This is a genomic window from Enterobacter quasimori, assembly GCF_018597345.1.
Lineage (GTDB): Bacteria > Pseudomonadota > Gammaproteobacteria > Enterobacterales > Enterobacteriaceae > Enterobacter > Enterobacter mori.
In genome coordinates, this window is record NZ_JAHEVU010000004.1 from 369,667 (window position 1) to 382,448 (window position 12,782).

At 59.0% G+C, this 12,782-nt stretch carries 13 protein-coding genes; 3 read left to right on the plus strand and 10 right to left on the minus strand.

Annotated elements, in window-relative coordinates:
* The 3 genes from KK102_RS17370 to nrdG all read left to right on the plus strand — a co-directional run bounded on the left by KK102_RS17370 (nt 1) and on the right by nrdG (nt 3,686).
* A complete protein-coding gene (locus KK102_RS17370) occupies nt 1-573 on the plus strand; it encodes a fructose PTS transporter subunit IIA (protein ID WP_216358108.1) in 573 nt (190 codons plus the stop codon).
* Between the two features lie 368 nt (nt 574-941).
* On the plus strand, nt 942-3,080 hold the full coding sequence (gene nrdD, locus KK102_RS17375) for an anaerobic ribonucleoside-triphosphate reductase (protein ID WP_023334309.1): 2,139 nt from the start codon (nt 942-944) through the stop codon (nt 3,078-3,080).
* A gap of 141 nt (nt 3,081-3,221) precedes the next feature.
* Entirely contained in the window at nt 3,222-3,686 is a 465-nt protein-coding gene (gene nrdG / locus KK102_RS17380; RefSeq protein ID WP_216358109.1) for an anaerobic ribonucleoside-triphosphate reductase-activating protein, read from the plus strand.
* A gap of 32 nt (nt 3,687-3,718) precedes the next feature.
* Here nrdG and KK102_RS17385 read toward each other — a convergent pair whose 3' ends face one another.
* The 10 genes from KK102_RS17385 to KK102_RS17430 all read right to left on the minus strand — a co-directional run bounded on the left by KK102_RS17385 (nt 3,719) and on the right by KK102_RS17430 (nt 12,391).
* Complete coding sequence (locus KK102_RS17385) at nt 3,719-5,629, minus strand: BglG family transcription antiterminator (protein WP_216358110.1); 1,911 nt, start codon at nt 5,627-5,629, stop codon at nt 3,719-3,721.
* A 19-nt stretch (nt 5,630-5,648) separates the two neighbouring features.
* Nucleotides 5,649-6,785 (minus strand): lactonase family protein, encoded by a 1,137-nt coding sequence (locus tag KK102_RS17390; RefSeq protein ID WP_216358111.1) that lies wholly within the window; start codon nt 6,783-6,785, stop codon nt 5,649-5,651.
* 123 nt (nt 6,786-6,908) lie between these two features.
* Nucleotides 6,909-7,649 (minus strand): 2-dehydro-3-deoxy-phosphogluconate aldolase, encoded by a 741-nt coding sequence (dagF, locus tag KK102_RS17395; protein WP_024907273.1) that lies wholly within the window; start codon nt 7,647-7,649, stop codon nt 6,909-6,911.
* On the minus strand, nt 7,646-8,764 hold the full coding sequence (locus KK102_RS17400; RefSeq protein WP_216358112.1) for a DgaE family pyridoxal phosphate-dependent ammonia lyase: 1,119 nt from the start codon (nt 8,762-8,764) through the stop codon (nt 7,646-7,648). Before KK102_RS17400 ends, dagF begins: the two co-directional genes overlap by 4 nt.
* Nucleotides 8,748-9,881 carry an amidohydrolase/deacetylase family metallohydrolase gene (locus tag KK102_RS17405; RefSeq protein ID WP_216358113.1) on the minus strand — a complete coding sequence of 378 codons (1,134 nt, stop codon included), beginning with the start codon at nt 9,879-9,881 and terminating at the stop codon, nt 8,748-8,750. The genes KK102_RS17400 and KK102_RS17405 overlap by 17 nt, the downstream gene beginning before the upstream one ends.
* Nucleotides 9,882-9,923: 42 nt before the next feature.
* Nucleotides 9,924-10,565 (minus strand): DUF4310 family protein, encoded by a 642-nt coding sequence (locus KK102_RS17410; RefSeq protein ID WP_024907276.1) that lies wholly within the window; start codon nt 10,563-10,565, stop codon nt 9,924-9,926.
* A gap of 13 nt (nt 10,566-10,578) precedes the next feature.
* On the minus strand, nt 10,579-11,355 hold the full coding sequence (locus KK102_RS17415; RefSeq protein ID WP_063144056.1) for a DUF4311 domain-containing protein: 777 nt from the start codon (nt 11,353-11,355) through the stop codon (nt 10,579-10,581).
* Between the two features lie 22 nt (nt 11,356-11,377).
* Complete coding sequence (locus KK102_RS17420) at nt 11,378-11,677, minus strand: DUF4312 family protein (protein WP_006810338.1); 300 nt, start codon at nt 11,675-11,677, stop codon at nt 11,378-11,380.
* 2 nt (nt 11,678-11,679) lie between these two features.
* Nucleotides 11,680-12,042, minus strand: coding sequence for an SFCGS family glycine-rich protein (locus KK102_RS17425; RefSeq protein ID WP_023293430.1), 363 nt, complete (start codon nt 12,040-12,042; stop codon nt 11,680-11,682).
* Nucleotides 12,043-12,052: 10 nt separating this feature from the next.
* Nucleotides 12,053-12,391, minus strand: coding sequence for a PRD domain-containing protein (locus KK102_RS17430; RefSeq protein ID WP_126545607.1), 339 nt, complete (start codon nt 12,389-12,391; stop codon nt 12,053-12,055).
* Nucleotides 12,392-12,782 lie beyond the last annotated feature (391 nt).

Genomic DNA, 12,782 nt, shown 5'->3' on the forward strand with positions numbered 1-12,782 from the left:
ATGAACTTGCTTGCATTGACGCACCCCGATCTGGTTTTTATCAACCCGCCGCACCGTTCGCCTGAAGCGCTGATACGCTGGCTCGCCGAACCGCTCGCAAGGCGAAAAATCATCAGTGATGAAGAAACGTTTATTCAGAGCGTGTTACAACGCGAAAGTGAAGGCCCAACCGCGCTGGGTGAAGCGCTCGCCGTCCCACACGGTAAAACCGAGGCGGTGCATCAGCCGGCGTTTTGTCTGGCGCTCTTTGACGACCCGATACGCTGGCCGGGGCTGGACGGTGATGAAGAGGTCAGAATGGTTTTCCTGCTCGCCATTCCGCCAGCGGAAGCAGGCAGTACCCATATGCAGCTGCTGACGACGCTGACCTGTTTATTGACGGAAGATCGGGTGCGTGAGCGGCTGCTGGCGGCGCGATCCAGGGAAGAGGCGCTGTCCGCCCTGAGCGCTGAAGAACCTCAAAAACAGGACGATCCCCCTGAACGCTCCCTTCTCATCCCGGTGGTGCTGGGTAGTATCGCTACCGCAGCCTTTTTGCAGGCAGGATTGAGCTGGGTCTGTAGCGTGAGTTAACGAGCAGTGCTCAGCACAGGCTGTGCTGAGCGCTTGTTTTTGTTGAATAATTAATCAGATTTTTCTCGTGCGCCTTTACAATCGCTGAAGCGCCCGCCGTTTGTACTCTCGTCTTTTTACTTTGTTCTGCATCAAATAAATCGCAAACATGTTTGATGCAAATCACTATATGTAGCACTTAAAATGCACACCAACCCAATATCTTGTATTTATCGTCTACTATTCCAACAACAAGACGGCGCTTACGCTGGCCGGAATTGTGGATAACACGAGCTGGGAACGCGGGAAGTCTTTGGCCCGGCGGGAAATACGCCCGGTGACTACTTCTCCACCTCTGTGGATAACCTGTTTTCAAAAATGGAGTGATCATGACACCGCATGTGATGAAACGCGATGGCTGTAAAGTGCCGTTTAAATCAGAGCGCATCCAGGAAGCCATTCTGCGTGCAGCTAAAGCAGCGGGAGTCGATGACGCAGATTACTGCGCCACCGTCGCAGAAGTCGTTAGCAGCCAGATGAATGAACGCAGCCAGGTCGATATCAACGAGATCCAGACCGCGGTTGAAAACCAGCTGATGGCTGGGCCCTACAAGCAGCTGGCGCGCGCCTACATTGAGTACCGCCACGATCGAGACGTGCAGCGCGAGAAGCGCGGTCGCCTGAACCAGGAGATCCGTGGCCTGGTCGAGCAGACCAACTCCGCCCTGCTCAATGAAAACGCCAACAAAGACAGTAAAGTGATCCCGACCCAGCGCGACCTGCTGGCCGGTATCGTCGCCAAACACTATGCCCGCCAGCATCTGCTGCCGCGCGACGTGGTGTCTGCGCACGAGCGCGGCGAAATTCACTACCACGATCTTGACTATTCACCGTTCTTCCCGATGTTCAACTGCATGCTGATCGATCTGAAAGGCATGCTGACCCACGGCTTTAAAATGGGTAACGCCGAGATTGAACCACCTAAGTCGATCTCCACGGCTACCGCGGTCACGGCGCAGATTATCGCCCAGGTCGCCAGCCACATTTACGGCGGCACCACCATTAACCGCATTGACGAAGTGCTGGCCCCGTTCGTGACGGCGAGCTTCAACAAGCACCGTAAAACCGCCGAAGAGTGGCAGATCCCTGACGCGGACGGCTACGCCCATTCCCGCACCGAGAAAGAGTGCTACGACGCGTTCCAGTCGCTGGAATATGAAGTAAACACGCTGCACACCGCCAACGGCCAGACGCCGTTTGTGACCTTCGGCTTTGGCCTGGGCACCAGCTGGGAATCGCGCCTGATCCAGCAGTCCATCCTGCGCAACCGTATTTCCGGCCTTGGCAAAAACCGCAAAACCGCCGTGTTCCCGAAACTGGTGTTCGCGATTCGCGACGGCCTCAACCACAAGTTTGGCGATCCGAACTACGACATCAAACAGCTGGCGCTGGAGTGCGCGAGCAAGCGCATGTATCCGGACATCCTGAACTACGATCAGGTCGTCAAAGTGACCGGTTCGTTTAAAACGCCAATGGGCTGCCGCAGCTTCCTCGGCGTGTACGAGGATGAAAACGGCGAGCAGATCCACGACGGGCGCAACAACCTGGGCGTCATCAGCCTCAACCTGCCGCGCATCGCGCTGGAGGCCAAAGGTAATGAAGCTGAATTCTGGACACTGCTGGATGAACGCCTGCAGCTGGCGCGTAAGGCGCTGATGACCCGCATTGCGCGTCTGGAAGGAGTCAAAGCCCGCGTCGCGCCGATCCTCTATATGGAAGGAGCCTGCGGCGTGCGCCTGAAGGCGGACGATGACGTTTCGGAGATCTTCAAAAACGGCCGCGCGTCAATTTCGCTGGGCTATATCGGCATTCACGAAACCATCAACGCGCTGTTTGGCGATACGCACATGTACGACAGCGAAGCCCTGCGTGAGAAAGGCATCGCCATCGTTCAGCGCCTGCGCGACGCGGTAGACCAGTGGAAAGAGGAAACCGGCTACGGGTTTAGCCTCTACAGCACGCCGAGCGAGAACCTGTGCGACCGCTTCTGCCGTCTGGACACCGCCGAGTTCGGGATTGTAGAAGGCGTGACCGACAAAGGGTACTACACCAACAGCTTCCACCTCGACGTCGAGAAAAAGGTGAACCCGTACGACAAGATCGACTTCGAAGCAGCGTATCCACCGATCGCCAGCGGCGGCTTCATCTGCTACGGCGAGTACCCGAACATTCAGCACAACCTGAAGGCGCTGGAGGACGTGTGGGACTATAGCTACCAGCACGTGCCGTATTACGGGACCAACACGCCTATCGACGAGTGCTACGAGTGCGGTTTTACCGGCGAATTCGAGTGTACGAGCAAAGGCTTTACCTGCCCGAAATGCGGCAATCACGACGCGGCCCGCGTCTCCGTGACCCGTCGCGTGTGCGGCTACCTCGGCAGCCCGGACGCGCGTCCGTTTAACGCCGGCAAGCAGGAAGAGGTGAAGCGCCGCGTGAAGCATCTGGGGAATGGGCAGATCGGGTAAGTTCTGCGCAGGGTTCTCCCCCTCACCCTACCCCTCTCCCTCAAGGGAGAGGGAACCGATCGAGCACATTGCTAAGCCTGACTCCGGTTTTCTCCCTCTCCCTGTGGGAGAGGGCTGGGGTGAGGGCATCAGGTTAACGCTATGAACTATCACCAGTACTACCCCGTCGACATCGTCAACGGCCCCGGCACCCGCTGCACCCTGTTCGTTTCAGGCTGCGTCCACGAATGCCCCGGCTGCTACAACAAAAGCACCTGGCGTCTGAACTCCGGCGTGCCGTTTACCGCTGAGATGGAAGATAAAATCATCAGCGACCTGAACGACACGCGCATTCACCGCCAGGGGATCTCACTTTCCGGTGGCGACCCCCTGCACCCGCAAAACGTGCCGGATATCCTGAATCTGGTGAAGCGCATTCGGGCAGAGTGTACGGGAAAAGATATCTGGGTCTGGACGGGCTACAGGCTGGATGAGCTGAACGCGCAGCAAATGGAAGTGGTGGATCTGATTAACGTCCTGGTCGACGGCAAGTTCATGCAGGATTTAAAAGACCCGGCGCTCATCTGGCGCGGCAGCAGCAACCAGGTTGTACATCATTTGCGTTGATCAAAGGCGGATGTTATCCATCCGCTCTTATCTCAAAAACGACTCAAACTCTCCATCGCCACCGCCTTAAACCCGGCAAAATCTCCGCAGCTACAGAGCCGTGACATCGCCCGCTCGCGCAGGAAGGTGACGAAGATATCGTAAATCGCCATCGCCTCTTCGTACTCGCTTTTGCTGATGGCAAGCAGGAAGATGACGTGCGCGGTTTCGTCGCCCCACTGCACGCCGTGCGGGGCCAGCACGGTGTAGACCACCGTTTTCTGCGCCAGCAGGCCGAGGGAGTGCGGCAGCGCGATGCCGTCGCCGAGCATGGTGCTGACGATAGCTTCACGCTCAACAACCGAATCCAGAAACTCCGCGCCAACAAAGCCTTCTGCCTCAAGCTGTTCACACAGCTCGCGGAACAGCGTCTGCTGATCGATCGGCTTGTCGATAATGCGGAAATGGGCCGCGTCGAAGTATTTATCCAGCATCCACGGGCGGGTGCGGTCCACCAGCACTAGCTTGCCAATCTGCTCTAACTGATAGTCGGTCGGGAACGGGGCTATCGTCACCACCGGTTTCGACTTTTCGCTGACGCGCGCGGTGGAAATCACGAAGTCTTCGCCAATCGTTTCCGCCAGCTCGTACTCGCGCAGGGTGAGCGTGCGCGTCACCTCAATCTGCGGATATTTACGCTGCAGCACCGCCTCAATCATGCGGACCATGGCATTACCGGCGTCGCATACCAGCAGCACGCGCGGCTGGCGCTGGTAGCCGATGTTGTAGTGACGCTCCAGCCCGACGCCAATATGCAACACCAGGAAACCAATCTCGTTTTCGCTGATCGCATACGGCGTGTATTTGCCCCAGCTCGACACCGCCGCCAGGGTCATATCCCACGCCATCGGGTAGTGCTGCTTGATGTTATCCAGCAGCGGATTGGGGATCATGATTTGATACCGCACGCGGGTGATCATGGTTTTGATATGCGTGAGCAGGTCCGCATGCAGCTGCGCGTCGCTGAGCAGGTTGTAGTTATAGTGGGTGTTGATGTAGCGCAGGATGTAGTTGACCAGCGCTTCGTCGTCATCGGCGTTAATTGCGCTCGGGGCAATCTCCTGAATCTGCCGCGCCGCAATGTGCACGCACAGCCAGCTCTCCTCCGAAGGCGAAAGCGCTTTGCCCGCCAGCTGCTGGATAGAGACCGCGATATCTTTCGCCGCCTCCCGGACGTTCTCCTCCACGTCTTCGGCGTGGAATTCCGGAAGCGGGAAACCCTCGCTGATGCGACGTACCGACACCGCACAGTAAAGACGCAGGAACAGCTCGCCTTCGTCGGTCAGGCGGATGTGATGTCGCGTCAACGCATCATGCAGTACGGCCACCATCTGCTCCGGTACCCCCGCGTTGAGAGCAACTTCGGTCACCAGCGGGTTAAGGCTGTCCTGCTGCGCCAGCTCCCAGAGCAGATCGGTCAGGCAGGCGCGGGTGGACATCTCGCTGCCAAACAGCTTCATGCCGTGGCGTGGACGCGTTTCCAGCGTCAGGTTGTAGCGGTGGAACCACTCGCGCACTTCCACCATGTCGCTTTGCAGCGTGGCGCGGCTAACGAACCACTCGTCGGCCAGATCTTCCAGCTTGAGGGAGAACGCTGAGGTGAGAAAACGTGCCACCAGATAGTGCACGCGCTCGGGTCCGGTCCGGGGAATACGCAGCGCGCGCGGGTGGGATGCCTGCAGCTGCTGATAACGTTCCGCATCGTCAATTTTGAGCTGATAGCCATTTCCACGGCTCAGAACAAACTGCGCGCCGTGGCCTGCCAGCAGCGCGTTCAGGGCGGTGATATCGGCACGGACGGTTCGCGTGGAAACCGACAGCCGCTGCGCCAGCTCGTCCTGCGGCAGCGTCTCGTTTTGCAACAGATCGAAAAGTTGCGCTAAACGTTGGTTCGGAAATCGCACGGGTTTGTCCTCTTACGGCTTAAGGTGAAATAACCATCTGGGATGGGCTGCCGACCGGGGTATAGTCTGGCTCAAAGCTTAGCTTGCCGTCCTGACCGACGCGGAAACGGGTAATGTTGTCGCTGCGCTGGTTCATGACGTACAGCCAGCGACCCTGTTTATCGAGCGTCAGGGTGCGGGGATAGTCACCCCGCGTCCACACGTCGTCCTGATGGGTCAGCGTGCCCTCCGCTGTTACGGTAAAGTGCCCGATGCTGTTATGCAAACGGTTAGCCACATACAGCTGTTTACCGTCGGCGCTTAATGCCAGCCCGGCAGCAAAGCTGGTGCCTTTGTAGCCGTCCGGCAAGGCTGAAAGCGTTTTGCCCTCTTTCAAGGTGCCGTTGGCGTTCACGGTATAATGGGTGAGCGTAGACGCCTCTTCGTTAATCAGCCACAGGGCATCGCCTTTTGGCGTAAAGACAAAGTGGCGCGGCCCAGCGCCTTTCGAGGAGGCGCTGATAAACGGCGGATCGTTCGGCGTCAGCTTCCCGGTTCGATCGTCAATACGGTACTGGTAGAGGCGATCCAGCCCCAGATCGGTGGAAAAAACGTATTTCCCGCTCGGATCGGCGGCGATCATGTGCGCGTGGGGGCCATTATGATCGCTGATCGCGAAACTGCCCTCCGCAGCGGCTTCGGGCTTCGCCGCGCCCGGTTCGCCCTTGTCCTGATGTGTGTCCGTGGCTTCACCCAGGCTGCCGTCTGCCTTGATCGGCAAAACGGCAATCGACCCGCTGACGTAGTTGGCCACCAGCAGATGGCGACCGTTCGGCGTCAGCGACAGGTACACCGGCCCCGCGCCGCCGGACGCCACCTGATTGAGCTCGCTCAGCGCGCCGTTATCCCCCACCCGCAGCGCCTGCACCACGCCCTGCTCCACTTCGCTTGCCAGATACAGCGTTTTGCCGTCGTGTGAAAGGGTCAACTGCGCCGCATTCGGCAGTTTGCTCACCAGCGTTTTATCGTTCAGCGCGCCGGTTTGCGGGTCAACGGCAAAGCGGTACAGCCCTTCGCCGTTGGGGTTGTAGGTGCCCACCCAGGCGTATTGCGTCTGGGCGATCGCGGAAGTGGTCAGTAAAGAAAGTGAAGCGACAAGCAGGGTACGGGTGTGCATGGTGGCTCCTTTGGGTATGTGCGGAGTTCCCCCCTCACCCTAACCCTCTCCCCAAAGGGGAGAGGGGACGATTACACCCTCTCCCCTTTGGGGAGAGGGCTGGGGTGAGGGGTGTTGTTTTTATTACTTCACCAGCTTCTTCGTCATCGCCAGCAGCGTACGCACGTCTTCCGGACGCGTATCGCCGCTGGCTTTGTCGATAATCGAGCTGTAGATATGCGGGATGATTTTGCTCACGCCCGCGTCGAGGGCGATCTGCAGGATCTCCTCATAGTTTTCCAGATCGATACCTCCGGTTGGCTCCAGCCAGAAGTCGTGACGGGCGCAGGCTTCCGCCACCGCCTTGTACTCGTCACGGCACTTCAGGCCGCCCATCGGGAAGTATTTGATTGAGCTGCCGCCGAAATCTTTCAGCAGGGCAATTGCTGTTTCAACCGGCACGATGCCGTCCGGGGCCGCGCTGCTCAGCGGTCCGGTGGAGATTTTGACCATGCCGACGGTGCCGGTCGGAGAGACCAGACCGTTGACCACGGATTCATTCTGCCCCAGCAGCGCGCGGCTGGTAGCCACTCCGGTAAAGACCTGGTTAACATGCTGCGGCTGCACCTGGCGGGAGATTTCACTCACCATTGCCGACTGGTTCGGGTCGCCCGCGCCCAGGCCAACGGAGAGCGCGTTATCAATCAGGGCGGCGTATTCGCGCATATCGGCGACGGCGCTCGCCACGTCCGGGTAATTTTTGGAGAGCACGCCCACCAGCACGTGACCTTCCGCCGCCTCGTAAATGGCGCTGGCGTTGGCTTTGGAGCCTGCCAGCACGTTCAGACAGACGCGGTCACGGTAAAAGTTGGGGGTCAGTTTCATGCTTTTTTCTCCTGTCCTAATACTTCGCTAATACGGCGGTACACGATGTTCAGCTGGTCAGCATTCACGCTGCGCACGTCCGCTTCGATAATCCCTTCGTTGGCCTTGTAGCCACGGAAGTAAATGGCGTATTCGCCCTGCTTGAGCTTCGCCACCAGGTCACCCGTGCTGACGCCCGTTGCGGCTTCGTCGAACTTAATCTCGGTGCGGGCGATGTCGCGTCCGGCGCTGTCCCAGACCACGCGCGCGGTCACACCGTTCAGGGTGTTGAGCGCCTCGATAAACGGCGTCATTTTCGCCACCATCTCGGCGCCGCTCTCTTTGGTGGCCGTCAGGTAGAGTTCGATGGCGCAGGTCAGGCCAAGAATGCCCTCTTTGCCCACCTTCATGGCGCGGCCAATGCCCGCGGTCTGACGCTTCACCCATTCAACATATTGAGTTTTGCCGATCACCAGCCCGCTGGTTGGCCCTTCAATCGCCTTCGCGCCGCTGTAGATCACCAGATCGGCGCCGGATCGGTAGTAGGCATGCAGATCTTCTTCCGCTGCCGCGTCGACGATCAGCGGGAGATCGTGCTTGCGCGCCACGACTGCCGCCTGCTCGACGCTGAGCATGCTTTTCTGCACGCAGTGGTGCGATTTGATATAGAGGATCGCCGCCGTGCGCGGGGTGATCGCCGCCGCCAGCTGATCGGCGGAGCATTCGTTGGCGTAGCCCGCCTCCACCAGCTTGCCGCCGCCCAGCGCCACCATGGTGCCCACCGGCGCGCCAAAGTTCACGTTGTGGCCTTTCGGCAGGACGATTTCGTTGTTCCCAATCGGGGTCACGTGCAGGTTTTCCAGCAGCCAGTCGCTGTCTTTGACCAGCACCGCCGCCACGGACTGGGCAATGCCCGCCGACGCGCAGGAAACTACCGTCGCGCCTTCCACATCCAGCAGCTTCGCGATGTATTCCCCGGTTTTGTTGACCAGATCCTTCATCTCAAAATAGTGATTCATCCCGTCCATCGCCGCCTGCACCACTTCCGGGCGCGGCGTGGAGACGCCCAGCGCCGTCATGCGGCCGGAGGTGTTGATCACCTGCTTTAAGTTGTACTTCTCATAAATCGAAGGCATGTTCCGTGCTCCCTTGTTCGGTCATGTAGCCCTTGCCCGCGCGGATCGCGGCAAGCGGCACCAGAATGTGTTCAGCCTGCAGGCTGTCGTTTTCGGCATCCGTCAGCACCGTCGGCTGACGTTTAAGGGTGAACAGCGTCAGGTCGGCATCGAGACCCGGCTGAATGCGGCCTTTACGCGTCAGGCGCAGGCCATCGGCGGCGTTCGCCGTGACGCAGTCAATCACCTGCGGCAATGACATGCCGATGGCGAGGAATTTCGACATCACGCTTGCCAGCGAGCCGACCGGGCCGTTGATGCGGTTGCGGCAGTAGATATCCGAGCTGATGGTGTGCGGCAGAATGCCCATCGCGATGGCGCGTTTCGCCACCTCAAAGCTGAAGCTCGCCGTACCGTGGCCGACGTCCAGACGCACGCCGCGCTTCAGGGCGGAGGCGATGGAGGCGCGCAGCTCGCCGGAGGGCGTCAGAATGCGGTTAGGCTTGCCGTTGTAACAGTGGGTGATGATGTCGCCCGAGCTCAGCAGTTCGGCAATTTCGTCGAGGTTCGGCGGGTTGTTGCCGATGTGCACCATCAACGGCAGGTCGCCGTTCTCTTTCTGAATGGCTTTGGCGCGCTCCAGCGGCGTAATGCCGTTTTCACCGACCACGCTGCTGCTCATGCGCGCCTTCAGGCCGACGATAAAATCAGGGTGGCGCTTCACCGCCTGCTTCACCGCGTCGGCGTCGATGTTGGCCATATTGGCCAGCTCGTTCTGGGCGATCAGCCCCACGCGGGAGATGTTCAGCAGGGCAAACACCTCGGTGGAGGCCCTGCGGGTGATGTCGTAGAAATCGTCCACGTCGTCGGCACCGGTACTGCCCGCGTCCACCACGGTGGTGACGCCGGTGGCAATGCCGACGCTGTCGGGCTCGTCGTGGTAAATCGGGGAGTTCGGGTAGCAGTGAACGTGGGAGTCAATCCAGCCTGCGCTGACGAATACGTCGCCGTTCAGCTCAACCTTTTTATGCGCGGGGGCGTCAATGTCGCCCAGCGCCGCGATCTTCCCGTCCTGAATGGCGATATCGGTCAGGGTATCGTCGGCAAGGCGCGCACGGCGCAGGAGTAAATCAAACATGAGGATCTCCTGATAGGGCGGGCGCCGGAGCGCCCGCGGGTATTAAAGGGCGACCGGGAACAGCCAGCCCAACAGCATTGCGCCGAGGATCGCGCCACCGGTGATCGGCTTCTGCCAGATGTAGAACACCAGCGCACCGAGCAGGGAACCGACGCCGATAGGAATGGAGGCGGTCATGGCGCTCAGGATAATCAACGGCCCGAGGAAGCGGCCGGAGGCGTTACCTGCGCCCATCATCACGTCTGCGCCGTAGGTGGAGTTGCTCTGGTTGATGGTGAACTTACGCGCCAGGATGATGACGTAGCCAATTGCCAGACCAATCACCAGGCCGGTGATCAGCGAAGCAATGAAGTTGGTCACCGGGAACATGATCCCTGCGCCCAGCAGCAGTGCCGGAACCCCGAGGCCCACGCCGGTCTGGATGGCGCCGCCGATGTCGAGAATACCGACCAGCGACCCTTCGATAATACGGGCGAACAGGAAGCTTGCGCCGAACGCCGCCACCGCGCCGTAGACGCCGGTATCAATACCCGCCTTCAGCATCGCCACGAAGGCCACTTCGTTAAACGCGCCGATGCCGTAGAGGTAGTACATGTGCGTCCCGGCGAAGACGCCGGAGGAGAGCAGGCCAACAAAGATCGGGAACGACCAGTCGGCATACCAAAAACCTTTATTCTGTTCCATTTAGAGGCTCCTGTTATTTACCGCTGAGCGAGTTGTGGATCATGTCGAGCCAGTTCGGCACGGTCAGATGGAAGGATTCGATCATCTTCATGTCGAAGCCGCGGAAGAAGCCGCTCAGCACGAAGAGCAGGACGATCGCCGCCATCATCACTTTGGTGACGTGGTTCCAGCCGCTCTCTTCTACACCTTTCCCGATCAGGATCCCCAGCACCAGGCCCGGTACGGCGTTGCCCATAATCAGCTGCGCCGCGCCGCCGAAAATGGTGGCCCAGAAGCCCGATTTTTTACCCGCGTCGATGGCTGCCAGCCAGAAGATCACCGGCATCACGGTGTTCACCAGCAGGTTTGCAGCAGGCACCAGTACCTTCACGGCGGTGACCTGAAGCGCTGCCGGAACGGAGGAGGCGGTCAGGTTCAGGAAGGTCACGACGATCATGCCGATCGCGCCGCAGGCAATCGCCATTTTGCGCGGGTCGTGCAGCGTTTCGCCGACGTTACGGTTTTTGATCATCAGTGCAGCAGCACCCCAGTTCGGGATGATGCGGTGGTCAACGTCCTGCGTGAAGGCACCTGCGGCCACGGAAGAGGCCCAGGCGTTAAAGAAGAAACCTAACCCAAAGGAGAAGTGGGACGCCGGATCCCCTTCACAGGAGTTCAGTTCCCCCAACGTACGAAACGCGCCCATACCCTGAGTGGTAGGCGCATGAAACATGCGTGCAGCCCCGGCGCCCACACCGACGCCAACCAGGCCGCCAATGATGAGCGATTTTATTAATATAATTAAGAACATCAGTCTGCCCTTTTATGAATAATCAGCGTTGCGTGACGAAATCCACCTGGTCAAGATTGATAGCGGTCACGTTGACGGTCACATCCAGCTCCACGCTGTAGGTGCGTCTTTCCCGGCGCAGAAAGAAGAACAGAAACGCTTCTTTACGCACCGCTTCTTGCGCCTGAACGACCTGCACATCCTGTGGCTCAATACGCAGTAAGATATGCGGTGAGGCTTTCATCACCGCGGCCTGAACGTGGTTGAGCGCGTCGGCAAAGGCGCGCGCTTTGGCGTCGCCCTTCCCCTTCACTCTCACCGTGGTTGTGAACTGTTCTTTCATGCTTATGCGCCGTATTTCTTCTGCCACGCCTGTACAAGACGCTCGCCCAGCTCTTCTTTATCCATAAAGCCGAAGCCCAGCACGTTGCAGCCTTCGTTGATGGCGGTCACGCCCTCTTCCACGGAACGCATGCCGTATTTAGCCTTGTAGCCATATTTGGTCTGCGCCGTGATGGCCCCCGCGCCGCCGCTGCCGCAGAAGGAGATGCCGAAGGTGGCGTTTTCCGCTTTCATCACGTCGCCAAGCTTCATGTCCGCGGCCATGCCCGGTACGACAACCGCGCGTCCGCCCGCTTTTTCCACACCGGCAGCCACTTTCTGACCTTTGCCCAGGCGATCGCCAATCACGACTGTAATCTGTTCCATGTGTTGCTCCTTAAAGGTTGTCTTTCGCGACTTCGAAGTGAACGGAGAGCAGCCAGGCTTCTTCATCAGGAAGGTTGCCAAACTGCGCTACCACTTCACGGGCAAGTTGCATTGAATCTGGTGAAATTTCGTCGAACAGCTCCGCTTCAACCTCCGGCAGCGGCTCGCCGGTCACGGACCGGTGCGCCATCGCGCGAACGTGGGAGGTGAGCATCTGCTCCTGTACCGCATTGGGGATGATGTTGTGCCGGGCCAGCAGGGCATAAACCTGCTGCAGCATGGTGTTCGCGAGCTGCTCTGTCTGCTCCGCCTGTTCCCCAACGTCGTTCATTACCGCTCCGTTAATCACTGGTCTTACCCCGTTAATGGCTCTGGGCTAAAACTAACGTTGCAGGGGAATTGTTTGTAGCGAGTTGTTTTCCACTTCGAAGTGGAAAGGCGAGCAGCAGCAGTGATCTGTGCCACATAAATGCGCTGAATCTGGATAAACCGCTGTATTTACGTGATGAATATCACGCTATTACGCGGCAAAAACGGGGCAAGCAAAGCGGAAAAGATTACGAGCGGCCTCGTAGAAATGTGACGTGGATAAGGTTTTCTTATGGGGATCCGTTAGAGTGGCGACGGGTGCTTGAGACTGACCGTCTCAGGCATGGGACGGAAAGTGGAAAGCCCCGCCTGATAGAAAATCAGGGCGGGGGCTCGAAACGACACGTCGGACCGTGGAGTTCGCTACCTCG

Coding starts and splice junctions, on each gene's coding strand:
- KK102_RS17370 (WP_216358108.1), top strand. CDS start 1: ATGAACTTGCTTGCATTGACGCACCCCGATCTGGTTTTTATCAACCCG.
- nrdD (WP_023334309.1), top strand. CDS start 942: ATGACACCGCATGTGATGAAACGCGATGGCTGTAAAGTGCCGTTTAAA.
- nrdG (WP_216358109.1), top strand. CDS start 3,222: ATGAACTATCACCAGTACTACCCCGTCGACATCGTCAACGGCCCCGGC.
- KK102_RS17390 (WP_216358111.1), bottom strand. CDS start 6,785: ATGCACACCCGTACCCTGCTTGTCGCTTCACTTTCTTTACTGACCACT.
- dagF (WP_024907273.1), bottom strand. CDS start 7,649: ATGAAACTGACCCCCAACTTTTACCGTGACCGCGTCTGTCTGAACGTG.
- KK102_RS17400 (WP_216358112.1), bottom strand. CDS start 8,764: ATGCCTTCGATTTATGAGAAGTACAACTTAAAGCAGGTGATCAACACC.
- KK102_RS17405 (WP_216358113.1), bottom strand. CDS start 9,881: ATGTTTGATTTACTCCTGCGCCGTGCGCGCCTTGCCGACGATACCCTG.
- KK102_RS17410 (WP_024907276.1), bottom strand. CDS start 10,565: ATGGAACAGAATAAAGGTTTTTGGTATGCCGACTGGTCGTTCCCGATC.
- KK102_RS17415 (WP_063144056.1), bottom strand. CDS start 11,355: ATGTTCTTAATTATATTAATAAAATCGCTCATCATTGGCGGCCTGGTT.
- KK102_RS17420 (WP_006810338.1), bottom strand. CDS start 11,677: ATGAAAGAACAGTTCACAACCACGGTGAGAGTGAAGGGGAAGGGCGAC.
- KK102_RS17425 (WP_023293430.1), bottom strand. CDS start 12,042: ATGGAACAGATTACAGTCGTGATTGGCGATCGCCTGGGCAAAGGTCAG.